The organism is Thermus aquaticus, from assembly GCF_001280255.1.
GTDB classification, from domain to species: domain Bacteria; phylum Deinococcota; class Deinococci; order Deinococcales; family Thermaceae; genus Thermus; species Thermus aquaticus.
This window is the reverse complement of the sequence record NZ_LHCI01000106.1, coordinates 1543610-1566462: the sequence shown is the minus strand read 5'-3', so window position 1 is coordinate 1566462 and position 22853 is coordinate 1543610. Positions and strand designations below refer to the sequence as shown.

24 protein-coding genes and 1 riboswitch are annotated in these 22853 nt (G+C 69.7%); of the genes, 2 read left to right on the top strand and 22 right to left on the bottom strand.

Translation table 11 applies throughout. The features are described from left to right. Window position 1 precedes the first annotated feature (1 nt). The 7 genes from BVI061214_RS09385 to hpaI form a co-directional block, all read right to left on the bottom strand. On the bottom strand, window positions 2-1174 hold the full coding sequence (locus BVI061214_RS09385; RefSeq protein WP_053768165.1) for an ABC transporter substrate-binding protein: 1173 nt from the start codon (window positions 1172-1174) through the stop codon (window positions 2-4). A gap of 95 nt (window positions 1175-1269) precedes the next feature. Beyond that, complete coding sequence (gene hpaD / locus BVI061214_RS09380; RefSeq protein ID WP_053768164.1) at window positions 1270-2229, bottom strand: 3,4-dihydroxyphenylacetate 2,3-dioxygenase; 960 nt, start codon at window positions 2227-2229, stop codon at window positions 1270-1272. Next, complete coding sequence (hpaC, locus tag BVI061214_RS09375) at window positions 2217-2663, bottom strand: 4-hydroxyphenylacetate 3-monooxygenase reductase subunit (protein ID WP_053768163.1); 447 nt, start codon at window positions 2661-2663, stop codon at window positions 2217-2219. The genes hpaD and hpaC overlap by 13 nt, the downstream gene beginning before the upstream one ends. After that, window positions 2660-4105 carry a 4-hydroxyphenylacetate 3-monooxygenase, oxygenase component gene (hpaB, locus tag BVI061214_RS09370; RefSeq protein WP_053768162.1) on the bottom strand — a complete coding sequence of 482 codons (1446 nt, stop codon included), beginning with the start codon at window positions 4103-4105 and terminating at the stop codon, window positions 2660-2662. Before hpaB ends, hpaC begins: the two co-directional genes overlap by 4 nt. A 1-nt stretch (window position 4106) precedes the next feature. Beyond that, window positions 4107-5660, bottom strand: coding sequence for a 5-carboxymethyl-2-hydroxymuconate semialdehyde dehydrogenase (gene hpaE / locus BVI061214_RS09365; protein ID WP_053768161.1), 1554 nt, complete (start codon window positions 5658-5660; stop codon window positions 4107-4109). Then, window positions 5657-6397 (bottom strand): fumarylacetoacetate hydrolase family protein, encoded by a 741-nt coding sequence (locus BVI061214_RS09360; RefSeq protein WP_053768160.1) that lies wholly within the window; start codon window positions 6395-6397, stop codon window positions 5657-5659. Before BVI061214_RS09360 ends, hpaE begins: the two co-directional genes overlap by 4 nt. Continuing rightward, window positions 6394-7284 carry a 2,4-dihydroxyhept-2-ene-1,7-dioic acid aldolase gene (hpaI, locus tag BVI061214_RS09355; RefSeq protein WP_053768635.1) on the bottom strand — a complete coding sequence of 297 codons (891 nt, stop codon included), beginning with the start codon at window positions 7282-7284 and terminating at the stop codon, window positions 6394-6396. The genes BVI061214_RS09360 and hpaI overlap by 4 nt, the downstream gene beginning before the upstream one ends. A 145-nt stretch (window positions 7285-7429) precedes the next feature. On the opposite strand from hpaI, the gene BVI061214_RS09350 reads away from it, so the two are divergent. Then, the gene (locus BVI061214_RS09350) at window positions 7430-8803 is read left to right on the top strand and encodes a PucR family transcriptional regulator (RefSeq protein ID WP_053768159.1); all 1374 of its coding nucleotides are present in this window, start codon (window positions 7430-7432) and stop codon (window positions 8801-8803) included. Window positions 8804-9036: 233 nt separating this feature from the next. Here the strand turns inward: BVI061214_RS09350 and cobA are convergent, their stop codons facing one another. Genes cobA through BVI061214_RS09295 form a run of 11 tightly spaced genes read right to left on the bottom strand, consistent with a single transcriptional unit; the run spans window position 9037 to window position 18221 of the window. Further along, window positions 9037-9741 carry a uroporphyrinogen-III C-methyltransferase gene (cobA, locus tag BVI061214_RS09345; RefSeq protein ID WP_053768158.1) on the bottom strand — a complete coding sequence of 235 codons (705 nt, stop codon included), beginning with the start codon at window positions 9739-9741 and terminating at the stop codon, window positions 9037-9039. Then, window positions 9738-10100, bottom strand: coding sequence for a DUF3209 family protein (locus tag BVI061214_RS09340; protein WP_053768157.1), 363 nt, complete (start codon window positions 10098-10100; stop codon window positions 9738-9740). Before BVI061214_RS09340 ends, cobA begins: the two co-directional genes overlap by 4 nt. Next, window positions 10101-11204, bottom strand: coding sequence for a CbiX/SirB N-terminal domain-containing protein (locus BVI061214_RS09335; protein WP_053768156.1), 1104 nt, complete (start codon window positions 11202-11204; stop codon window positions 10101-10103). Further along, window positions 11201-12280 carry a cobalt-precorrin 5A hydrolase gene (locus BVI061214_RS09330; protein ID WP_053768155.1) on the bottom strand — a complete coding sequence of 360 codons (1080 nt, stop codon included), beginning with the start codon at window positions 12278-12280 and terminating at the stop codon, window positions 11201-11203. The genes BVI061214_RS09335 and BVI061214_RS09330 overlap by 4 nt, the downstream gene beginning before the upstream one ends. Beyond that, window positions 12273-13136, bottom strand: a complete 864-nt coding sequence (gene cobJ / locus BVI061214_RS09325) for a precorrin-3B C(17)-methyltransferase (RefSeq protein WP_053768154.1) — start codon at window positions 13134-13136, stop codon at window positions 12273-12275. Before cobJ ends, BVI061214_RS09330 begins: the two co-directional genes overlap by 8 nt. A 3-nt stretch (window positions 13137-13139) precedes the next feature. After that, window positions 13140-13883 carry a cobalt-precorrin-4/precorrin-4 C(11)-methyltransferase gene (locus tag BVI061214_RS09320; protein ID WP_053768153.1) on the bottom strand — a complete coding sequence of 248 codons (744 nt, stop codon included), beginning with the start codon at window positions 13881-13883 and terminating at the stop codon, window positions 13140-13142. Further along, window positions 13880-14560, bottom strand: coding sequence for a precorrin-2 C(20)-methyltransferase (locus BVI061214_RS09315; RefSeq protein ID WP_053768152.1), 681 nt, complete (start codon window positions 14558-14560; stop codon window positions 13880-13882). The genes BVI061214_RS09320 and BVI061214_RS09315 overlap by 4 nt, the downstream gene beginning before the upstream one ends. Then, the gene (gene cbiE / locus BVI061214_RS09310; RefSeq protein WP_248841748.1) at window positions 14557-15774 is read right to left on the bottom strand and encodes a precorrin-6y C5,15-methyltransferase (decarboxylating) subunit CbiE; all 1218 of its coding nucleotides are present in this window, start codon (window positions 15772-15774) and stop codon (window positions 14557-14559) included. The genes BVI061214_RS09315 and cbiE overlap by 4 nt, the downstream gene beginning before the upstream one ends. Beyond that, entirely contained in the window at window positions 15771-16469 is a 699-nt protein-coding gene (locus BVI061214_RS09305; RefSeq protein WP_082333141.1) for a precorrin-8X methylmutase, read from the bottom strand. Before BVI061214_RS09305 ends, cbiE begins: the two co-directional genes overlap by 4 nt. Then, on the bottom strand, window positions 16462-17562 hold the full coding sequence (locus BVI061214_RS09300) for a cobalt-precorrin-5B (C(1))-methyltransferase (RefSeq protein WP_003045525.1): 1101 nt from the start codon (window positions 17560-17562) through the stop codon (window positions 16462-16464). The genes BVI061214_RS09305 and BVI061214_RS09300 overlap by 8 nt, the downstream gene beginning before the upstream one ends. Beyond that, window positions 17559-18221 carry a HoxN/HupN/NixA family nickel/cobalt transporter gene (locus BVI061214_RS09295; protein WP_003045527.1) on the bottom strand — a complete coding sequence of 221 codons (663 nt, stop codon included), beginning with the start codon at window positions 18219-18221 and terminating at the stop codon, window positions 17559-17561. The genes BVI061214_RS09300 and BVI061214_RS09295 overlap by 4 nt, the downstream gene beginning before the upstream one ends. A gap of 90 nt (window positions 18222-18311) precedes the next feature. Continuing rightward, window positions 18312-18474, bottom strand: a riboswitch (cobalamin riboswitch). 123 nt (window positions 18475-18597) lie between these two features. Between BVI061214_RS09295 and BVI061214_RS09290 the strand changes: the two genes are divergently transcribed. Then, window positions 18598-19800: a thiolase family protein gene (locus BVI061214_RS09290; RefSeq protein WP_053768151.1), complete on the top strand. Its 1203-nt coding sequence runs from the start codon at window positions 18598-18600 to the stop codon at window positions 19798-19800. On the opposite strand, the gene nadB is transcribed toward BVI061214_RS09290, so the two are convergent. The 4 genes from nadB to BVI061214_RS09270 are packed head-to-tail and all read right to left on the bottom strand — an operon-like array spanning window position 19797 to window position 22848. Next, on the bottom strand, window positions 19797-21281 hold the full coding sequence (gene nadB / locus BVI061214_RS09285; RefSeq protein ID WP_053768150.1) for an L-aspartate oxidase: 1485 nt from the start codon (window positions 21279-21281) through the stop codon (window positions 19797-19799). The genes BVI061214_RS09290 and nadB overlap by 4 nt on opposite strands. Beyond that, on the bottom strand, window positions 21281-22204 hold the full coding sequence (gene nadA / locus BVI061214_RS09280; protein WP_053768149.1) for a quinolinate synthase NadA: 924 nt from the start codon (window positions 22202-22204) through the stop codon (window positions 21281-21283). The genes nadB and nadA overlap by 1 nt, the downstream gene beginning before the upstream one ends. Beyond that, entirely contained in the window at window positions 22197-22607 is a 411-nt protein-coding gene (locus BVI061214_RS09275) for a type II toxin-antitoxin system VapC family toxin (protein WP_053768148.1), read from the bottom strand. The genes nadA and BVI061214_RS09275 overlap by 8 nt, the downstream gene beginning before the upstream one ends. Beyond that, entirely contained in the window at window positions 22594-22848 is a 255-nt protein-coding gene (locus BVI061214_RS09270; RefSeq protein ID WP_053768147.1) for a ribbon-helix-helix domain-containing protein, read from the bottom strand. Before BVI061214_RS09270 ends, BVI061214_RS09275 begins: the two co-directional genes overlap by 14 nt. Window positions 22849-22853: the final 5 nt, after the last annotated feature.

Genomic DNA, 22853 nt, shown 5'->3' with positions numbered 1-22853 from the left:
CCTAGCGAAAGGTGCGGACCAGCTTCCAGCGGCCCCCTTCCACCTGCACCATCACCGCGCTGTCCTCAAAGCGGAGGCCCAGGTGGTCCTCCTTGCTGAAGGTGAAGACCCCGTGGGTAGCCACCAGGCCCCGGGTGGCCTCAATCTCGTCCCGCAATGCGGCGCGGAAGGCGGCCAGGTCCTTGTCGGGGTCAGCCTTCTTGAGGGCCCGCTCCAGGGCCGGCCTCAGGATCAGCCAGGCGTCCCAGGCGTGGGCCCCGAAGGTGGAGTAGGAGCCGATACCGTACTTGGCCTCGTAGCGCTGGATGTAGTCCAGGGCCACCCGCTTGCTGGGGTAGCCGGAGGGGAGCTGCTCCGCCACCAGGATGGGCCCGGCGGGCAGGAGGGTGCCCTCCACGTCCTTGCCCCCCACCCGGAGGAAGTCGGGGTTGGCCACCCCGTGGGTCTGGTAGATGAGGCCGCCGTAGCCCCGCTCCTTCAGGGTGCGCTGGGGAAGGACGGCGGGGGTGCCGCTAGCCCCGATGAGGACCGCCTCGGGCCTCCTGGCCAGGATGCGGAGCACCTGGCCGGTGACGCTGGTGTCCGTGCGGTTGTAGCGCTCGCTCACCACGAGCTGGAGGCCCTTGGGCTTGAGCTCGGCCTCAAAGAAGCGGGCCCAGCCCTCGCCGTAGGCGTCGTTGAAGCCGATGTAGCCCACGGTCTTCACCCCCCGGGCCACCATGTCGGCCACGATGGCCCGGGCCATGAGCTCCTCGGTCTGGGGGGTCTTGAAGACCCAGTAGCGCTGGGCGTCCACCGGGTGGATGATGTCCTTGCTGGCGGCCAAAGAGATCATGGGCACCTTGGCCTCGGCCACCACGGGGATCATGCCCAAGGAGGCGGGGGTGGTGGTGGTGCCGATGACGGCCACCACGCCCTCCTCCACCAGGCGCCTGGTGTTGCGCACGGCCTGGGTGGTGTCCGAGGCGTCGTCCAAGATGGTGAACTGCACCTTCCTCCCCGCCACGCCCCCCGTGCGCTCCAGGATCTCCTGGATGAGGAGCATGGTGTTGCGCTCGGGGATGCCCAGTGAGGCAGCGGGCCCCGTGGCGGAGACCACCACGCCCACCTTGAGGGCGCCTTGGGCCAGGGCCGAGAGGGCCAGGAAAAGGCCTGCCAAAAGCCAACGCTTCATCTCGCACCTCCTCTTTCCCACGGGCCTAGGGCCCGGTCGGGCCTAACTAACGTTTGCTTCAAGCATAGGAAGGGACCTTTGTCCTGTCAAGGGCTCTAGATGACGTGCTGGGGGATGCCCTCGAGGCCCGAAGCCCGCGTGGGCACGGGCCTTTCCTCCAGGTCCAGAAGGAGGCTTCCCTCCAGGAACCAGCTCTTGGGCGTGCGGTGGCCCCAGAGGGTCTGGCGGCGGGGGTCGTTGAGGGACCAGCGCAAGGGAGGGTGGTCGGGGTCCACGGTGAGGTAGTCGGAGGTGTAGAGCTCCACGCGGTGGCCGTCCGGGTCCTTGAGGTAGAGGAACATGGCGTTGGAGATGCCGTGCCGCCCAGGGCCCCGCTCAATCTGGTCGGTACGCATGGCCCCCGCCAGGATGTCGGCCGCCCGGATGATGGCCAAGGCGTCGGGGAGCCAGTAGGCGAAGTGGTGGAGCCTGGGGCCCTCGCCGTTGGTGAAGGCGATGTCGTGGACGTTGCCCTTGCGGTGGAGCCAGCTGGCCCAAAGCCTCCCCTCCTCGTCCTCGGTGTATTCGCTTAGGCGAAAGCCCAGGGCCTCCTGGTAGTACCGGGTGGCCTCGGAGACCTCGGGGGAGAAGACGTTGAAGTGGTCCAGGCGCAGGACCCCCGGGCCCCGGTATTCGTGGTAGTTCTGCAGGACCCGGGGGAGCTTCTCCGCCCGGAAGTAGAAGGCGAGGGGGTAGCCAAAGGGGTCCTGGACCCGAAGGACCACCGGGCGGCCCCAGTCGGCCTCCTCCCGGTGGGAAAGGCCCTCCCGCCTGGCCCAGGCCCTTAAGGCCTCCATCCCCTCCTCCGAGTCCACCTTGAAGCCCAAGGCCCGCACCGCCGGGAAGGGGGCCTGGGTGAGCTTCAGGCTCCACTCCAGCTCCTCGTAGCCCCTTAGGTAGGCGCTCTTCCCCTCCCGATGCTCCAGGCGGAGGCCCAAAAGCCCCTGGTAGAACTCCAGGCTCCGATCCAAGTCCCTCACCCAAAGCTCCAAAAACCCCACCCTCACGATGGCCATACTAGCCTCCTGTAGCCCCGGGCGAAGTAGACGAGGGGCGGGCCCGGCTCCCCCAGCTCCACCGCCTCCACCCGCCCCACCACGAGCCCGTGGTCCCCCGCCGGGTAGATGGCCTCCAGGCGGCACCGGAGCACCGCCAAGGCCCCGGGAATGGCCCCCTCCACCAGGGCCACGCCCTCTTGGGGCTTGCCAGCGAAGTGCGCGGCGATGGCCTCCTGCCCCTCGCGAAGGAGGCTCACGGCGAAGGCCCCGCTGGCCTCCAGCAGGGGGAAGAGCCTGGCCTTCTTGGCGATCCCCAGGGCCACCAGGGGAGGCTCCAGGCTCAAGGACATGAAGGCGGTGGCCGTCATGCCCCTTTCCTCCCCGTGGCGGGCGGAGACCACCGTGACCCCGGCGGCGAAGCGGCTCATGGCCTCCTTAAAGGCCTCCTTCACGCCTCAACCTCCGCAAAGACCGCCAAAGAGGCCTTGAGAAAGTCCCTGACCCGGGCCTTGTAGGGCTCCTTGTCGTAGACGGCGTAGAGGGTCTGGTACATGCGCACCGGGTCGCCGAAGAAGAAGCGCTCGTAGAGCTCCTGCCGGGCCCCGAAGCCGGAGAGGGTCATGTCCCAGGCCAGGCGGAAGAGGGCCACCCGCTCTTTGGCCTCGAGGGTCGCCCCCTGCAGGTACTTCTCCAGAAGGGGGGCGAGGGGCCCCTTGAAGTCCTTTTCCGAGGGGAGGGTGATGAGGCCGGAGGCCCCGATCTGCTCCAGGATCTCCCTTAGGCGGGGGTAGAGCCTGGGGTAGAGGTTCCGGGCCCCGTCCAAGGCCCCCCGGTCAGGCACCAGGAGGCCGTAGGCGTTCTCCCTGGCCTCCTCCTCGGCCCGGGTCCAGAGGGCCCGCATGGCCTCCAGGTAGACGATGATCTCGGCGATCTTTTCCTGAACGTGGCCGTAGGCGTCGGCCCCGATCCCCTCAGCCAAGAGGCTCGCCACCCCCAAGAAGGCCTCGGTCTTGGCGGTCTTCAAGGCCACCACCTGGTGGGCCATGTGGTTGAGGGCCCCGGTGGCGGCATAGGCGTGGTTGCAAAGCTCCACGTTGCCCAGGATGAAGACCCGCTCCCAGGGGACCAGGACGTCGTCAAAGACCACCAGGCAGTCCATCTCCTCGAGGCGGCTACTGAGGGGGTGGTCAAAGGGGCTATCCCCGCCCACCAGGCCCTCCCGGCAGACGAAGTGGAGGCCCGGGGTGGAGGTGGGGAGGGCGAAGGCCAGGGCGTACTTCTCGCTCCCCGCCTGGAGGAGGGTGGAGGGGAAGATCAGGACCTCGTCGGCCAGGGGGAAGGTGGCCGTCATCCGGGCCCCCCGGACCACGATGCCCGCCTCGGTCTGCCGCACCACGCCCACGGGGATGTAGGGGTCGGGCTGGGCGGAAGGGGGCTTGGCGCGGTTCACCTGGGGGTTGGTGAGGGCGTGGGTGGTGGCCAGGTCGTGGTCCCGGAGGTAGGCGTAGTACTGGCGCACGTTGTCGGCGAACTCGCCGAAGTAGTCGGCGCTGGCGGCGTAGGCCATGACCACGGCGTTCAGGTAATCGGGGCTTCGGCCCATCATCCCCAGGTGCTGGTCCGCCCAGAGCTTGTAGGCCCGGCCCCGCCGCCTCAGGTCCTCCTTGGTCTTGGGGATGAGGAAGCTCATGCCGTGGCGCTTCCCCCCCTCCTCGTAGGTGAGGGCTTCCCGGTACCGGGGGTCGTGCTGGAGGTCGTAAAGGGCGGCCATGGTGCGCACGATGCCCCGGAAGACCGGGTGGGTGGTGGGATCCTCCACCTTCTCCCCCTTGTACCAGAGGTTGGGGGGGCGCATCCTCAAGGCCTCTATGTACTCCGCTCCTGTCCTCGCCATGCTAGCCTCCTTGGCCGAACTTGGGCACGTGGGGGGGCCTTAGGGGAAGGCCCACGCTCTTGAGGTCCGTGTAGAAGTCCAGGGCGTAGAAGCCCCCTTCCCGCCGGTCGCCGCTCGCCTTCACCCCGCCGAAGGGCGTGGGCAGGTGGCGCACGTTGTGGCTGTTGAGGTAGACCATGCCCGCCTGAAGCTCCAGGGCCAGGCGGTGGGCCCGCTCCAGGTCCCGGGTGAAGACATAGGCGGCGAGGCCGTACTTGGTGTCGTTGGCCTTCTTGAGCCCGTCCTCCTCGTCCTTGAAGGGGATGGCCACCAAGACGGGGCCGAAGATCTCCTCCTGGGCGATTTTCATCCCGTTCTCCCCCACGAAGAGGGTGGGCTTCAGGTAGTTCCCCCGGGAGAGGTCCTCGCCCCTATAGGAGGTGAGGGCCCGCTCCCCGCCCACAAGGAGCCTCGCCCCCTCCGCCTTGCCCGCCTCTATGTAGCCAAGGACCCGCCTCAGGTGCTCGGGGTGGATGAGGGGCCCCACCTCGGTCTCCGGGTCCAGGGGGTGGCCCACCCGGATCCTGGCCGCCCTCTCGGCCACCCGGCCCACGAAGTCCTCAAAGATGCCCTCCTCCACCAGGAGCCTGGAGCTCGCCGTGCACCGCTCCCCGTTGAAGGAATAGATCTGGAAGACCACGGCGTCCAGGGCCCTCTCCAGGTCGGCGTCGGCGAAGACCAGGGCCGGGCTTTTGCCTCCCAGTTCCAGGGAGAGCCGTTTGAGGTGCTGGGCGGCGTTTTTCATGACGATCTTCCCCGTCTCCGTCTCCCCGGTGAGGGTGATGAGGGGCACCAGGGGGTGGGCCACCAGCGCCGCTCCCGCCTCCTCGCCGAAGCCCTGGACCAGGTTGAAGACCCCCGGGGGGAGGTCGGCCTCCTGGACGATCTCGGCCAGCTTGGTGGCGGTGAAGGGGCTCCACTCGGCGGGCTTCAGGACCACGGTGTCCCCGAAGGCCAGGGCGGGGGCGATGCGCCAGGTGGAGAGCATCAGGGGGGCGTTCCAGGGGGTGATGACGCCCACGGGGCCCGAGGGGACCCGGAGGGCGTAGTAGAGCCAGTCCCGGTCCACGGGGTAGGTGCGGTCCTCCATGGCGTGCTCGGCGTACTCGGCGTAGAAGGCGAAGTTCTCCGCCGCCCGGGCCACCTGGGCCCGGACGATCCGGAGCGCCTGGCCGGCATCCAGGCACTCCATGACCGCGAGCTCGTCGGCGTGCTTCTCTATGAGCTCGGCGATCCTCAGGAGGTAGCGCTTCCTCTCCCTGGCCGGGGTGCGGCTCCAGCGGGCGAAGGCCTCGTGGGCCGCCCGGGCCGCCCGGTCCACCTCCTTTTCCCCACCCCGCGCCGCCACCCCCAGGACCTCGTTGGTGGCGGGGTCCAGGGAGGGGAAGGTCTCCCCGCTCTCCGAAGGGATGAACTCCCCGGCGATGAAGTGCAGGGCGGGCCTTTCCCCAAGCCGCTTTCGGATCTCCTCAATCCGCTCCCAGGGGATTCCCGCTACCCGGTCGGCGTACCTCATGCCTCCTCCTCTATGGGGTTTTCCAGGGCCCCAAGGCCCTCAACCTCCAGGCGCATCACGTCCCCCGGCCGCACCCGGCTCACCCCTTTGGGGGTGCCGGTGAGGAGGACATCGTAGGGCTCTAAGGTCATGAACTCGGAGATGAAGGCCAGGAGCTCGGCGACCGAATAGAGCATCCTCGAGGTGTGCCCCTCCTGGCGGAGCTCCCCGTTCACGTAGGCCCTGAGCCAGAGGTTCTGGGGGTCCTCCACCTCCTCCACCACCAGAAAGGGCCCGAGGGGCAAAAAGGTGTCCCGGCCCTTGGCCCGGATGGGGGGGCGGAAGGTGTCCTTCACGAAGTCCCGGGCTACCAGGTCGTTGGCGATGGTGTAGCCCAGGACGTAGTCCAGGGCGTCCTTTTCCTTCACCCGCTTCATGGGCCGGCCCACCACCACGGCCAGCTCCACCTCGTAGTGGACGAACTCCGCCCCCCTGGGGTAGAGGACGGTGCCCTTGTGGGGCAGGAGGGTGTTGTTGGGCTTCCAGAAGAGGGCGGGCTCCTCGGGACGGGCCAGGTTTAGCTCCTCGGCGTGGTCGGCGTAGTTGAGGGCTACGCCCAAGACCTTGCCCGGGGTGAAGGGGAGAAGCCAGGCGACGGCCTCGGGGTCGTGGGCCTCCCCGGCCTCGTCCAGGAGGAGGCCATCGCGATAGACCCCCTGGTGCACCCGGCCCTTGTGGAAAAAGCGGGCTAGCTTCACGCCTCACCCCCCAAAAGGCCGTAGCGCTCCGCCATCCGCCTAAGCCTCTCCTCCACCTCGGGGGTGGTGGGGGCGAGGGGCAGGCGCCACTCCTTCTCGCAAAGCCCCATCCAGGAGAGGACGGTCTTCAAGGGGATGGGGTTGGTGTCCCAGAAGATGGCCTCGTTGGCCTCGAGGAGGTAGTAGTGCAACTCCCTGGCCCCCCCGTAGTCCCCGGCGAGGGCCCTTTCGCAGAGGAGGGCCACCTCCTTGGGAAGCCAGTTGGCGGTGGCGGCGATGGTGCCCACCGCCCCCAGGCTCATCATGGGCAGGGTGAGGCTTTCCAGGCCGCAGAAGACCAGGAAGTCCCGCCCCGCCTCCTGCAAAAGGTGGGAGACATACTCCAGGTCCTTGGAGGAGTGCTTGAGGCCGATGATGTTGGGGAAGTCCCGCCTGAGGCGGGCCACGGTCTTGGGGGCGATCTCCACCCCGGAGCGGCCCGGGATGTTGTAGAGGACGAGGGGAAAGTCGGGGACGGCCCGGGCCACCTCGGCGAAGTAGCGGTAAAGCCCCTCCTGGTTGGGCTTGACGTAGTAGGGGACGATGACCATGGCCCCCGCCGCCCCCACCTCCCGGGCGTAGCGGGTGAGCTCCAGGGTCTCCTCCAGGCGCAGGGAGCCCGTGCCCGCCAGGACCGGGACCCGGCCCGCCGCCGCCTCCACGGCCAGCCTTATGACCCGCTTCCTCTCCTCGAGGGTCTGGGTGCCGGGCTCCCCGGTGGTGCCCCCCACGCTAACGCCGTGGGAGCCCCCCTGGATGACCCGCTCCACAAGCCGCCTCAGGGCCTCCTCGTCAATCCGGCCCCGCCGAAAAGGGGTGATGAGGGGTGGTATGGACCCGCGGAACATGGGGCTCCTTTCGCTTTTCAGGATGAAAAGGCCCCCGGTGGCGGGCAATGATCTCTTTGCACAAAACTGCCCGGATCTTTGGTTAAAAAAACCAAAAAGGGCGTCCTCCCGTGGGGGTCGCGCCGTGGTATTGTTGTTTTGAACCATGAATGCCGCCAACTTTGGGGAAAACCCCCTAAGCTTCTCCGCCCTCATGGAGGACCTGGGCCTCACCCCTTTGGTCCCCTCGGAAAGGCCCGTCCTCTACCTCCTCCCCGAGCCCCGTCCCCTCATGGCCCAGGAAGGGGCCCTCCTCCTCTTCCGCCCGGAGGGAAGCCTTTACCGCCACCGCACCGCCTCGGGCTTCCTCCTGCCCGAGCCTGACGCGGAGCTCCAGGCCTTCGCCGAGCGGGAGGGGATGGGCCTCGCCCTCTACCCCCCCTGGCTAAAGCGGGAGGAGCTGGAAAGGGCTATCGCCCTGAGGCTTTTCGCCCTGGGGCCGGGCCTGGCCCTGGCGGGGCTTCTGGACCTTCTCCTGAAGCTTCCCGAAAGGCCCCTTTTAGAGGTCCTCCACCAGGCCACGGGCCTCTCCCTGGCCCGGGTGGCCCCCTGGGGGGAGGTCCTGGGCTTCGCCGGCCCCGTGCCCCCGGAGCACCCAAGAGCCCCCGGGGAGGGCCGGGGCTTTGTGGCCCTGGAGGCCGGGGAAGGGGTTCTGGTGGCCTACGGGGAGGAGGCCCCCCTCAGGCGGGCCCGGGGGCTATTGGAGGTGGCCGCCCGGCTCCTCAAGGTGCGGGCCCTGGAGCGGAGCCTGGAGAGGATGCGAGAGGAGTCCCTAGGGGAGGCCCTCCTTTTGGCCCTGGTCCTGGGGGAGGCCGAGCCCGAGCGGCTTTTCGCCTACGGCTTCACCGAGGGGGTGGAGTGGGTCCTGGGGCTCCTGGAGCCCCCCTCGGTCCCGGGGCGGCACCGGCTGGCGGAGGAAAGGCGGCGGGAGGCCACCCTGGAGCTCCGCCGCCTCGCCGGGGCCTATTTGGACCGCCTGGGGGTGCCCTACCTTCTCGGGGTGCGGGGGAACCGGGTCCTGGCCATGTGGCAGGTCCACAGCCCCAAGAAGGAGGCGGAAAGCCTCCTCAAGGCCCTTCCCCCGGGAAGCCGCCTGGGCTACTCGGCGGTCCACGCCGGGGGGGAGGTGGCCGAGGCCTACCGGGAGGCCCTGATCGCCCTCAAAGCCGCCAGGCCCGGCGAGGCCCTCTCCTTCACCGGGCTGGACCCGGTGGCCTTCGTCCTCCTGCAACAGTCCCCCGAGGACCTGAAGGCGCTGGTGGAGCGCTATCTGCCCCTGCCCCCCAAGCTCCTGAAGACCCTCGAGGCCTACCTGGAGGCGGGAAGCCTGGAGGAGGCGGCGAGGAGGCTCCACATCCACCCCAACACCCTCCGCTACCGCCTGAAGCGCATGGAGAAGGTCCTTGGCCCCCTCTCCCGCCCCGAGACCCTGGCCCGGGTCCACCTGGCCCTGCGGGCAAGGGACCTCCTGGTGGGCTAAGTGCCCGCGCTTTGGTTTCGCAACATGGAGTGCCCAAATCGGGGCTTTGGAAGGGCTTTTCTGGGGCCCCCACCGCGGCAAAAGCCGCGGTGGGGTACTTAATACCACCCCACGCTGGCCCAAGCCAGCACGGGGGCCCCGGCAAAAGGTTCCTGGGTTACCAGGCATGGTGGGCCTAAGGACAAGGCAAGGGTATAAAGAGGGACCGGTAGACGGCCTCCTTTTCCGCCTCGCTAAGGGCCGCTGTTTCCCAGGATTTCGCCGTAAAGCCCCACCACCTCCCCCACCACCAGTAGGGCTGGGGAGGGAACCCCCTCCCCTAGGCCCGGAAGGTCCCCCACCTGTCCCAGCCGCACCGTCTCCCCCGGCCAGCCCACCCGGGCGAGGAGGGCAAGGGGGGTTTTAGGGGAAAAGCGCTCCAGAAGCCGCTCCTTAAGCCCCCCCAGGGCATGGAGGGGCATGAGGAGGACCAGGGTGTCCGCATGGGGAAGGGGGAGGGTGGGGTCGTGCCCTGTGGCCACGGCGAAGCTCCGGGCAAGGCCCCGGTGGGTGAGGGGCAGGCCCAGAGCAGAAAGGGCCCCCACGGGGCTCGTCACCCCGGGGACCACCTCAAGGGCGATGCCCGCCCGCTTCAGGGCCAGGACCTCCTCTCCCCCGCGCCCGAAGACCATGGGGTCCCCTCCCTTAAGCCGAGCCACCACCCGCCCCTCCCGGGCCAGGGCAACGAGCCTTTCCGTGATGGCCTCCTGGGGGGTCTTCTCCCCGTACCCCTCCTTGCCCACGGGGACGAGCTCCCCTTTGGCCAGGGCGAGGACCCCAGGGTGGACCAGGCGGTCGTGGAGGACCACCTCGGCCACCTCTAAAACCCTCAGGGCCTTCAGGGTGAGGTGCTCCGGCCCCCCGAACCCCGCCCCCACCAGGTAGACCTTTCCCCTCATCGCCTCCTCGGGAAGAGACGGTGGAGCCTCCGGTGGAGGGCGTCCAGGTCCTGGTAGAGGGCCTCGGCCTCCGCCCTTAGGGCCTTAAGGCGCCCCTCCATGGCCTCCACCGTGAGGAGAAGCCCACGCCAGTAGGGCTCTTCGGGCTCCTTGGCGGCCTTTTCCTCCAGGTGAAGAAGGGCTTCCTTTAAGGCCCCTTCCAGGGCGGGGAAGGTTTTGGCCTCGGCGAGGCGCCTAAGCTCGGGCCTTTCCCCGAGCACGGGGGCGAGTTCCTCCCGCTCGTGGAGGAGGTCGTGGGCCTCCTTCTCCAAAAGCTCGCCGATCGCGATCCTCAGGGCCGAAAGCTCGTGGCATGCCATCTAGATCACCTCCAAAAGCTTTTCCTCGTAAATCTCCCCCCCCTCCAGATGGGCCTTCCGGAAGGGAAGGGCGTCCTCCGGGGAGAGCCCTCCGTAGACCACTCCCTCGGGGTAGGCGATGAGGACAGGCCCCTTGCCGCACCGGCCCAGGCAGGGGGTGGGGGTGAGCTGGACCCAGGGTCCCAGGTCCCTTAGGTCCTCCTCCAGGCGGCGTAGAAGCCCCAGGGCTCCCCTTTCCCGGCAGTCCTCCCCGGTGCAGAGGAGGAGGTGGGTGAAGGGCCCATGGGGGTGGCGGCCTGGGGCGAAGAGGGCGTGGCGGAGGGCGCGAAGCCCCGCGATCTGGGCCTCCCGCCTCGGGGCAAAGCGCCCCACGGGATAGCGGTAGCGGCAGGTGTCGCAGGGGGCGTACCCGCCCTCCAGGGCTTCCCGGTACCGGTCCACCAGGGCCTCGAGGAGGGCGGGGTGGCCCATGAGGGGAGGGAGGACCTCGAGATCCAGGCCCGCTACCCGGCCCCTCAGCCTCTCCTCCACCACCCCGCGGAAGAAGAGGTGGGGTAGGAGGAAAACCCGCCTGGGCCTAAGCCCGGCGAGCCGGAGGAGGGCCTCCCTGGGCGTGGGCCTCGCCTTGGCGGCGTAGGCCGGGAGCGTGGGCACCCCGGTTTTCTCCTCTATGAGCCGGGCCAGGGCCGCGCCCTCGGCGTTCGCCCCGGGGTCGGTGCCGCCCCTCAGGACCAGGACCGCCCCGTCCTCAGGCGTGGCCCCCTTGCGCCTAAGCCGCTCCGCCCATAGGGCCACCAGGGCGGGGTGGGTGCCGAGGGGACGGGCGAGGAGGAAGCGGGCCTTAGGGTAGTGAGCCTGCGCCGCCTCCAGGGCCAGGGGGAGGTCGGCCTTGAGGTGCCCCGCCCCGAGGAGGAGGAGGGGAAGGACCACCCCGCCTCCCCGCCCAGCGAGTTCCAAGGCGGCCTCGAGGAGGGTGGGGCTTTGGTGCTCCACAAAGCCCAAACGCACCCCCACCCCAAGCCGCCGTTCCAGCCCTACCCTGAGGCCTTGGGCCAGGGCCCGGGCCCTGGGGTCGGGGGAGCCGTGGGCGGCCAGGAGGATCACGGCAGGGCCTCCTCGGGGAGCCTCAAGGACAGGACCCCAAGGGCCAGGGTGAGGTTCCCCCGCTTGGTCTTCTCCACGAGAAGCCTCGCCCCTTCCGCCAGGACCGCCGCCTCCGCCACCCCCCATAGCCCCGTGTGGCGGAAAACCGCTTCCGAGGGGTTGGGAATCCTTTGGGCGTTCAGGACCTCCTTGGGGTGGAAGCGCAAGGGGAGCCCTGTCTCCTCCGCGAAGGCCAGAAGCCCCGCCTCGTCCCGCTTGAGCTCGGCGGTGGCGAGGGCCCTCAGGCTTTCCCGGGCGAAGCCCCTTTCCTGCAAGAAGCTGAAGACCTCCCGCCGTATCTCCTCTAAGGGGGTCCCCCGGTTGCACCCGATCCCGAGGACCAGGGCGGGCGGGTGGGCGAAGAGGGTGGGGACGGGGAGGGGGAAAGGCCGCCTCACGGTGAAAAGCACCATCCCTTCCACCCCTTCCGCTTTCGGGGCCTCGAGGAGCCGCACCATGGGGTAGCGCAACAAGGGGCTAAGGTCCACGCAGTCCGACCAAAATCCCACCGGCCTCCCGTCCACCAGGAGGGCGGAAACCTCCTTGAGGGGCTTCCAGTCGGGGACCCGGGCCCCCAGGGCCTTCGCCAGGAGGTCGGGGGCAGGGGCGCCAAGGCTGTCCGTCCCCGTGGTGAGGACGGCCTCGCCCCCCAGGGCCTCGGCGAGATGGCGGGCGAGGGGGTTCGCCCCCCCCAGGTGCCCTGCGAGGAGGGGGACGAAGTAGCGCCCCTTGAGGTCCACCACCAGCACGGCAGGGTCCACCCGCTTGTCCAGGATGAGAGGGGCGATGGCCCTGAGGACGATCCCCGAGGCCATAACGAAGACATGGCCATCGTGGAGGGACCAGGTTTTGGGGAGGAGTTCCCTGATGGGTTCCTCAAAGTAGACCGCCCCCTCCACGAGCCCCCGGTACTTGGCCGCGGCGTAGAGGGTGCTCCCGGGGAGGGCCTTGTGGATCCTCTCCGCCACGGAAAGCCCGGGGAGGGTCAGGGTGTAGACGGCGACCCTTTCCGGGCGGAGGGGCCCGATCTCAGGCATCCCCCCTCCTCAAGGAGCGGCCCGGGGTCTCCCCGGGGAGGGCCTCCCCGGTCTTCAGGTCGTACTTCAGGGCGTAGCCCCTAGGGGTGAGGAAGGTGCCTTCGTAGAAGCGGCTTTGGCGGTTGCCGATCACCACCGTGGTGAGCATACCCGCCTCCGCTTCCCTGAGCCCTTCCAGGGTGGTGAGGGTCACCTCCTGCCGCTTGCGGTAGGCGCTTTTGACCAGAGCGGCCGGGGTTTCCTTGGGGCGGTATTCCAGGAGGATCTCGGCGCTTCTTCTAAGCTGCCAGTCCCGCCTTTTGCTCTGGGGGTTGTAGAGGACCACCACGAAGTCCCCTTGCCCTGCAGCGTGGAGCCTCTGCTCTATTAGGGGCCAGGGGGTGAGGAGGTCGGAGAGGCTGATGAGGCAGGTGTCGTGGGCAAGGGGGCTTCCCAGGAGGCTCGCCACGGCGTTCGCTGCCGTGACCCCAGGGATCACCTCCAGAGCCACCTCCTTTCCCCCCAGGGCGAACCGCCCCGGGAGGCCCACTCCCCCGTCCACCCGGAGGAAGCCGCGCTCCTCCATGAGCTCCAAGACGGGGGCCGCCATCCCGTAGACCCCGGGGTCCCCCCCGGAGACCAGGGCCACCCTCTGGCCGGAAAGGGCCCGCTCCAGGGCCTCCTCCGCCCGGTCCAGCTCCTCCGTCATCCCCTTCCGGACCAGCTCCTTGCCCGAGAGGAGCCCCATCTCCTCCAGGAGCTTCACGTAGGTGCTGTAGCCGATCACCACTTGGGCCCTCTCCAGGGCTTCCCGGGCCCTCTGGGTGAGCCCCCCGAGGTCCCCGGGGCCCATGCCCACCAAAAAGAGCGCTCCCATCCTTCACCTCCGGTAGCGGTGCCTAAAGCTTGGGTCGTAAAGCCGGCTCCTCGCTCCCTTCGCCCTCAAGGCCTCCCCCACCAGGTAGACCGTGGTGTCCCGGGCGGGAAGGCGGGCGAGGCCCTCCAGGTCCGTAAGCCCCACCTCCTCCCCCGCCTGGCCCACCTTGTGGCCGTAAAGCACCGGGGTATCCCCGGGAAGCCCCGCCTCCATAAGCTCCCGGGCAAGCCTCTTGGGGTGCATCCCCGAGAGGTAGACCGCCAGGGTCAGGCCCCTTCGCGCCAGGGCTTTCGGGTCCTGCCCCTCGGGCACGGGCGTCCGCACCCCAAGCCGGGTAAAGGCCACCGCCTGAGCCACCTCCGGGGCGGTGAGGGAAAGGCCTGCCTTGGCGGCTAGGGCGAAGGCCGCCGTGACCCCGGGGACCACCTCCACCCCCACCCCCAAGGCCTCGAGGGCCTCCTTCTCCTCCAGAAGCGTCCCGTAAAGCCCCGGGTCCCCCGAGTGGAGCCGGACCACGGTCCCGCCCCTTCGGGCCTCCTCGGCCAACACCCCCACGATCTCCTCCAGGACCATCCCCTTGGAGTCTTGGAGCACCGCCCTCGGGGCGAGCCCCCGCAGCGCTCCTTCGGGGAAAAGGCTTCCCGTGTAGAGGACGAAGCGGGCCTCCCCTAGGAGCCTTGCCCCCTTTACCGTGAGGAGCTCCGGGTCCCCCGGTCCCCCGCCCACCACGTGTACCAAAGGCCTCATCCCTCTCCCTCCTGCATCGGGGAAGCCGCCCGCCAAAGCCCCACCAGGGTCCAGTAGTCCTCCCTCCTGGCCTGGTCTAGGGGCAGGACCTTCTCCCCCGGCATCCCAAGCCGCAGGAAGGCCCAACCCTTCCACCCGGGGAAGGCCCTTTCCAGGGCCTTCAGGTCCTTGGCCTTGTAGACGAAGACCGCCTGGAAGCGCTCTAGACCCGTGGGGTCTAGGGGCCTAAGGCCCGTCACCACGGCGAACCCCTCCTCCCCCATGGCCAAAGGCTTCAGGACGCGGGCCGCCGCCAGCTGGTGGGCGCTGATCCCGGGAACGGCCTCCACCTCCACCCCCTCCAGGTGGGGGAAGAGGTTGACCGGGGAGGCGTAGAGGAGGCTGTCCCCCAGGACCAGGTACCCTCCTTCTCCGTAGCGCGCCAGGGCCTCCCGGATGCGCCGCGCCGACTCTTGCCGCGCAGCCCGGGTCTTCTCCGGGTCGCCCCCGGTGAAGAGGGGAAGGGGTACCAGGGGCGTGCCCTTGGGGATGTGGGGTTGAGCGGCCCTCAGGGCGAGGGGTTCCCGCCCCTCTTCAAGGGGGTAGAAGAGGACGGGAAGGGTCTGGATAAGCCTCAGGGCCCGGAGGGTGAGGAGCTCAGGGTCACCGGGGCCTACGCCGATCAGGTAGAGCTTCATGCCCCCTCCTTCCTCACGGCGAGAAGGGTGATGGGGTTTTGCGCCTCGAGGCGGTGGTAACGGGCAAGGGGCACCACCCGGCCCACCTGGACCTGGAAGCCCTCCATGGGAAGCCCCGTCCCCTTTAGGAAGCCACAGGCTGCGAGGAGGTTCTCCAGGGTGATGGCCGCCACCACGAGCCTCCCCCCGGGCCTTAGGGCCTCTAGGCTTACCCGGAGGATCTCCTCAAGCTCCCCCCCGCTTCCCCCCACGAAGACGGCGTGGGGGGCGGGAAGGCCCTCCAGGGCCTTTGGGGCCTCCCCCTTCACCAGGAAGAGGTTAAAGGCCCCGAAGCGCTGGGCGTTCTCCTCTATGTGGGGCCAGGATTCGGGGTTTTTCTCCACGGCGTAGACCTCCCCCCACGGCGCGAGCCGCGCCGCCTCAATCCCCACGCTTCCCGTCCCGGCGCCCACGTCCCAAAGGACCCCGTCTGGGGGGAGGCCGAGGAGGCCCAGGGCGAGAAGGCGAACCTCCCGCTTGGTGATGAGCCCCTTCTTGGGCATCCTCCGCTCAAAGGCCTCGTCGGGGAAGAAGCCAAGCCTTGGCGGAAGAGGCCCCTTGGCCTCCAGGACAAGGACGTTGGGGTCTAGGAAGGTCTCCCGGGCCACCTCCTCCAGGCCCGCGAAGCTCCGCACCCGCTCGTCCTCCTCCCCGAGCCTTTCCGCCACGTGGGCCCGGGCATCCACGCCCATGGTCAGGAGGGCCCGGGCGATCCGCGCCGGGGTGTGCTCAGGGTCGGTGTAGACCACGGAAAGGGGGGAGAGGCTGAGCTCCAGAAGCGCCCCGCCCAGGGGCCTGCCGTGGAAGGAGAAGAAGCGGGCTTGGTCCCAGGGGAGCTTGAGCCTGGCGAAGGCCTCCTGGAAGGCGGTGGGGGCGGGGTAGACCTCGGCCTCGGGGAAGCGCTCCAGGACCCGCTTGCCGAGGCCGAAGAAGAGGGGGTCTCCCGAGGCCAGGAAGGCCACCTTCCTCCCCGCCTTGACCCGTTTCTCCGCTAGGTCCAGAAGGGCCTCCAAGGGGCCCTGGACGGGCACCTTCTCCCCAGGGTGGTCGGGGAAGTGGGCGAGGTGGCGCCTCCCCCCGATCAGGACCTCCGCCTCCTCCAGGCGCCTTAGGGCCTCGAGGCTCAGGCCCTCCCGGCCCCTCGCCCCCATCCCGATCACGTAGACCGCCATCATCCCTCCCTGAAGGCGGAGGAGGTGTCCACCCCGCCGTCCGCCGCAAGGCGGATCAGGGCGTGGAGGGCGGCTACCACCAGGGTGCTTCCTCCCTTCCGGCCCTCCGTGACGATCCAGGGCACCGGGGCCTCCATGAGGGCCCGCTTGGCCTCCAGGACGTTCACGAACCCCACGGGCATTCCCAGGACCAAGGCGGGCCTCGCCCCTTGCCGGATGGCCTCCACCAGGGCAAGGAGGAAGGTGGGGGCGTTCCCCACCCCCACGATGGCCCCTTGCAGAAGCCCCTTTTCCCACGCGTAGGCCACCGCCGCCTCAGCCCGGGTGCCCCCCGTGGCCTTGGCCCGCGCCACCACCTCGGGGTGGGCGAGGAGCTCCACCACCTCGTTGCCGAAAAGCCTAAGCCTTTCCGGGTTCAGGCCGCAGGCGATCATCCGGGCGTCCACCAGGATCCGCGCCCCCTCCTGGATGGCCTTTAGACCCGCTTCCACCGCCCCTTCGCTAAAGCGGGTGAGCTCCTTGTACTCAAAATCGGCGGTGGCGTGGATCATCCGGCGCACGATGGGCCACTGCAGGGGAGAAAACCCGTGGGCCCCGGCCTCCAGGTCCACGATGCGGAAGCTCTCCTCCTCTATGGCCCGCCCCTTCTCCGTCATCTGGTGGGCGGGGTTCCTCTGGGCCTTGATCAGCTCATCCACGGTACACCTCCCTGTCGGGCCAGGCGGCGAGGCATTGCCCCTGGTCAAAGTCCGTGAGGGCCACGCTCACGAAGGGCCTTTCCCCGATGTAGGCTTGGAGCTTCTCCCGGGCGAGGCGAACGAGGTTTAGGAAGAAGAGCTCCAGCCCCTCCTCTAGGGCGAGCTCCAGGAAGCGCCTTGCCGTGGCGGCCCCTTCCGCCTCCTTAAGGACCCTTGGGCTCGCCCCCGCCTGCTTAAGGAGGGAGAGAAGGAGGAAGCGGTTCACTTCGCCGCCCGCCGCGTGGGTCATGGTCTTGCCGTCGGCCATCTTGGAGATCTTCCCGATCATCCCCACGACGCGCACCACCTCTATGCCCACCTTTCGGGCGGCCCGCAGCACGTCCCCCACGAAGTCCCCCATTTCTATGAAGGCCATCTCGGGAAGGTGGGGGAGGAGCCTTTGCGCGAAGCGCTCGCTCTTGCCTCCCGTGGTGGCGGCGATCTCCAAAAGGCCGTTGGCCCGCGCCACCCCCACCGCCTGGACCACGCTCATGCGGAAGGCGCTGGTGGAGTAGGGCTTCACCACCCCTGTGGTCCCCAGGACGGAAAGCCCCCCGAGGATTCCGAGCCTGGGGTTTAAGGTCTTCTTGGCGAGCTCTTCGCCCCCGGGGATGGCGATGGTGATGGCGAGGGGCTTTTCCGTCACCTCCCGCACCGCCTCAAAGATCATCTGCCTGGGCACCGGGTTGATGGCGGGCTCCCCCACGGGCACCCCAAGGCCGGGCTTGGTCACCACCCCCACGCCTTCCCCGCCCTCCAGGCGGTCGGCGCTGGCGAAGCGCACCAGGGCCTGGATCTCCGCCCCGTGGGTCACGTCGGGGTCGTCCCCGGCGTCCTTGATCATCCCCACGAGGACCCCTTCCCCCTTCCGTTCCAGGCGGAAGACCTTGAAGGTCTGCCGCCACCCTGCGGGGAGCCAGATGTCCACCTCCTGGGGGGCTTCGCCAAGGAGGGCGAGGGCCGCGGCCTTGGCCGCTGCGGCGGCGTTCGCCCCCGTGGTGAAGCCGATGCGGCTTCCCTTCTTGTCCCGGGGCGGGGGGTAGGGGTGGCTCATGCGGGGCGCAAGGCGTAGAGCCTCAGGGAAACGAGCAAGCCGAAAAGCCCAAGACCTAAGGGCAGGGCGAGGGCCTCGAGGTCTACCCCTCCAAGCTCTGCCAGGGCCAGAAGGAGGGCCACGGCCACCACCGACCATCCGAGGAGGCGGCTTGCTACCTCGGCCCTTCGGGAGTCTTTGGCCAGGGTCTGAAGGCGGCTTGCCAAAAGCCCGTCCACCCCGTCCACGAGGAGCATGCCCAGGGTGAAGAGAGCCCCGAGCCTCAGGGGGGAAAGCTCGGCGGAGAGGGCCAGGGCAGAGAGCTGGCTCGCCGTCTCAAAGCCGAGGCCGAAGAGGACCCCGAGGAGGAGGGGGTTAAGGAGGGGAAGCCCTTTTGGGGGGGTTGGGGGGGTGGGCCGCAGGAGCCGATAGAGGTTCAGGGCCGCCACCAGGAGGAGGAGGAAGGCGGGAAGGTGGAGGGCCTCCAGGTCCACCCGCTGGAGGAGGCTTGCCGCTGGGAAGGCTAAAAGGGTGACGATCCCCCCGTGCCCCAAGGCGAAAAGGACGCCGTTAAGGGGAGAGGGCCTCACCCGGGAGAGCCCGTCCACCGCCGCCAGGTGGTCGGGGTCCACGCCGTGGCGCATCCCCAAGGCCACGGCCAAAAGCTCGAGGCCCGTCACGGAGCACCTGCCTTTTGCGGGGAATAGAGGGCTTGGGACCGGTATCCGCCTTTCTTCATCGCCGCCTCCTTTCGCCCCTGCTCGGGGGCAGGTGAGGCGCGGACCGGGGCGGGTATTCGGGCTTCCGGCCTAGACGATGGGCCTATGGGTTGGGCCGGTTACCGTTGCGGCACAGCGCCGGACTCTCACCGGTCTTCCCCCTTTTGCGCCCCAGGGCATCCGGGCCCTGGGGCACCCCGGCCGCACGGACCCCCCATGGGGGGCTTGGCCCAGGTTTTACCCCTTCCTCTGTCCGGCTGTCAAGCCTGGCCCCAGGGCCTTGACGGGGGCCCGGGGAGGGCCTAGGCTAGTACCGACCGATCGGTTAGGAGGCGGTATGCCCGAGGCCTGGATCGTGGAAGCGGTGCGAAGCCCCATCGGCAAGCACGGCGGGGCCCTCTCCTCCGTGCGCCCCGACGACCTTCTGGCCCACGTCCTTTCCGCCCTCATGGAGCGCTCAGGCGTCCCCAAAGAGGAGGTGGAGGACGTCTACGCCGGGTGCGCCAACCAGGCGGGTGAGGACAACCGCAACGTGGCCCGCATGGCCCTCCTCCTGGCGGGCTTTCCCGTGGAGGTGGCCGGGTGCACGGTGAACCGGCTCTGCGGCTCGGGCCTCGAGGCCGTGGCCCAAGCGGCCCGGGCCATCTGGGCCGGGGAGGGGCAGGTCTACGTGGGCAGCGGGGTGGAGTCCATGTCCCGGGCTCCCTACGCCGTGCCCAAGCCGGAAAGGGGCTTCCCCACCGGCAACCTCACCATGTACGACACCACGCTGGGCTGGCGCTTCGTCAACCCCAGGATGGAGGCCCTCTACGGCACCGAGAGCATGGGGGAAACCGCCGAGAACCTGGCGGAGATGTACGGGATCCCCCGGGAGGAGCAGGACCGCTTCGCCCTCCTCTCCCACGAGAAGGCGGTGCGGGCCTGGGACGAGGGTCGCTTCCTGGACGAGGTGGTCCCGGTGCCGGTGAGGCGGGGGAAGGAGGAGGCCCTGGTCTCCGTGGACGAGGGGCCCAGGCGGGACACCTCCTTGGAGAGGCTCGCCGCCCTAAGGCCCGTCTTCCGGGAGGGGGGCACGGTGACCGCGGGGAACGCTAGTCCCCTGAACGACGGGGCGGCGGCGGTCCTCCTGGTCTCCGACGCCTACGCCAAGGCCCACGGCCTCAGGCCCCTGGCCCGGATCCGCGCCATCGCCGTGGCCGGGGTGCCCCCCCGGATCATGGGCATCGGCCCCGTGCCCGCCACCAAGAAGGCCCTGGAGAGGGCGGGCCTGAGCCTGAAGGACCTGGGCCTCATAGAGCTCAACGAGGCCTTCGCCGCCCAGAGCCTGGCCGTCCTAAGGGAGTGGGGCCTTTCCATGGAGGACGAACGGCTCAACCCCAACGGCGGGGCCATCGCCCTGGGCCATCCCTTGGGGGCCTCGGGGGCCCGGATCCTCACCACCCTGGTCCACGAGATGCGGCGGCGGGGGGTCCAGTGGGGCCTCGCCACCATGTGCATCGGCGTGGGCCAGGGGATCGCCGTGGTGGTGGAAAGCCTCTAAAGGGGCGCAGGCCGCACCTCCTGGCCCCGGGCCTCGAGGTGGTAGGCCTCCTCCCCTTCCCCGGGAAAGTCCTCCCGGAAGTGGCTCCCCCGGCTTTCCCGCCTGAGGAGGGCCATGCGCAGGAGGAGGCGGGCCAGGAGGAGGAGGTTTCCCGCCTCCACCTCCTCCCGGGCCACCTCCTGGGGGGGACGCTCAAGAAGGGGAAGGCCCTCGGCCAGGTCCAGGGCCTGCTTCAGGCCCTCCCCCCGGCGCACCACCCCCGCCTCGCGGCCCATGGCCTCCCGAAGGGCGGGCAGGAGGCCCGGGTCCAGGCTGAGGGCGGGGAGGGGCTCGGCCCCTTTGGGAAAGGCCAGGTCCCCCAGGGCCGCCAAAGCGGCCCGCTCTCCCATGACCAGGCCCTCCAGGAGGCTGTTGGAGGCCAAGCGGTTGGCCCCGTGGAAGCCGGTGGAGGCCACCTCCCCGGCGGCGTAGAGCCCCGGCACCCCGGTGAAGCCCCTGAGGTCCGTCCGCACGCCGCCCATGGCGTAGTGGGCGGCGGGGGCCACGGGCAGGGGTTCACGGAAGGGGTCCAGGCCCAGGGCCAGGGCGGAGGCCACCACCGTGGGGAAGCGCTCCCTCAGGTTGGGGATGGGCCTTAGATCCAGGTAGACCCCGCCCGTCCGTTCCCGCTCCCGGTGGACCGCACGGGCCACCACGTCCCGGGGGGCGAGCTCGCCCAGGGGGTCATAGCGGGGCATGAACCTCTCCCCGTGGGCGTTGAGGAGGATGGCCCCCTCGCCCCGGCAGGCCTCGCTGATGAGGGCGCCATCGGGCAGGGCCGTGGGGTGGAACTGGACGAACTCCAGGTCCCTCAAGACGCCCCCCGCCCGCCAGGCCAGGGCCATCCCGTCTCCCGTGGCCCCTTTGGGGTTGGTGGTCACGGGGTATAGCCGCCCAAAGCCCCCCGTGGCCAGGAGGACCGCCCCGGCCCGCACCCATAGGGGCCCCCCGGGGGAGAGGATCAGGGCCCCCACCACCCGGCCGCCCGAAAGGAGGAGGCTGGCCGCCATGTAGCCCTCCAGGACCGGGCTTCGGAGGCGGGCGAGGAGGCCCCTCAGGAGGAGGAGGCCGCTTCGGTCCCCGCCCAGGTGGCGGACCCGGGGGCGGCTGTGCCCCCCTTCCCGGGTGGGTTCGGGGTGGAAGGGAAGCCCCAGGGCCAGGAGGCGCTCCAGGTGGCGGGGGGCCTCCTCCAGGATGGAGCGGGCCACCGCCGGGTCCACCAGGCCCCGCCCGGCCCGGAGGGTGTCCAGGAGGTGGGCCTCGAGGTCGGCCTCGTCCAGGGGAAAGGCCACCCCGCCCTGGGCCCAAGGGGTGGACCCCGAGGGCAGGGGGTCCTTGCTGAGGAGGAGGACCCTGGCCCCTTCCGCCTCCGCCGCCAGGGCCCCGTAGACCCCGGCCACGCCCGCTCCCAGAACCAGGAGGTCGGTCTCCAGGCGCTCCATCAGCCCACGGCCACCATGGCGGAAAGGGCCCGCCTGGCCTTCTCGGCCACCGCCTCAGGCACCCGGACCACGTGCTTCAGGTCCCGCAAGGAGAGGTAGACCTTCTCCAGGGTGATCCGCTTCATGTACTCGCAGACGGCGTCCGGCTTCACCGGGAAAAAGGCCTTTCCCGGGGCCTCCTTCCTGAGGCGGTGGAGGATGCCCACCTCCGTGGCCACCACGAACTCCCGCCCCTCGGCGGCCTTGGCGTAACGGACCATCCCCTCGGTGGAGAGCATTTTGGCGTCGGGCTTAAGGTAGAGGCAGCCGGAGCCGCAGCCGCACTCGGGGTGGATGAGGAACTCCGCCCCGGGGTGGGCCTCCAGGAGGGCCTTTAGGTGCTCCTCCCGGATCCCCGCGTGCACGTGGCACTCCCCGGGAAAGAGGTCCAGCCTCCTCCCGGTGACCCGGGCCACGTGGGCCCCCAGGAACATGTCGGGGACGAAGTAGATGGGCCGGTCCTCGGGAAGCCCCGCGACCACCTCCACGGCGTTGGCGCTGGTGACGCAGACGTCGGCCAGGGCCTTCACCTCGGCCCTGGTGTTGACGTAGGCCACCACGAGGCCGTCGGGGTGGGCCGTCTTCCAGGCCAGGATGTCCTCGGGCCGGATGCTGTCAGCCAGGGAACAGCCCGCCTCCAGGTCCGGGAGGAGGACCGTCTTCTCGGGGTTCAGGATGGCGGCCGTCTCCGCCATGAAGTGGACTCCGCAGAAGACGATGACCTCGGCTTCGGTCCTCTGGGCCTCTCGGGCCAAGCCCAAGGAGTCTCCCACGAAGTCCGCCACCTCCTGGACCTCGGGAAGCTGGTAGGAGTGGGCCAGGATGACCGCCCGGCGCTGCCGCTTCAGTTCCAGTACCGCTTGGGTCAGGGTTTCCTTATCCATGGTCTTCGGCTTGGACGGGCTTGAGGCCTTGCCCAAAGAAGTGAACGTCGTAGGCGAAGGCCTTCTCCATCTTCCTATGCCGCATGAAAAGAAAGCTGGCCCAGCCCACCAAGCTCACATCCCTCCGCCCCGAGGCCAGGGTGGCGGTGAGGGCCGCCTGGTGCAGGGCCTCGTCCACGGGGGCCACCCGCACCACCCCCAAAAGGTCATGGACCAAGGCCCTGGCCGCCTCCATCCCCAGGCGCCTCTGCGCCAGGGCCAGGCTCTCCACCACCCCGTAGGCGTGGGTGTGGAGGGGAACCCTTCGCCGAAGAAGCCCCGCAAAGACCTGGGCCGCTTCCCGGTGGTGGGCGTCGTCCCGGTCCAGAAGGGCGTAGAGGGCCGAGGTGTCAACGAGGACCACGGAAGGCCTCTTCCAGATAGCGGTCGTGGGCCTCGCCCACGTCCCCTGCCCCCGAGGCGAAGCGGCCCACCGCCTCCAGGGCGCGCCTCGCCCGCTCCTCGTGGCCGCCCCCTTCCTCCTCGGCCAGGTAGCGCTCCACCGCCCGGCGCACCGGTTCCCCCAGGGAGACCCCCTCCTCCAGGGCCCTGGCCTTCAGCCGGGCCACCTGGTCCGCGGAGAGCCGGACCTGGGTCCGCACCATACCAC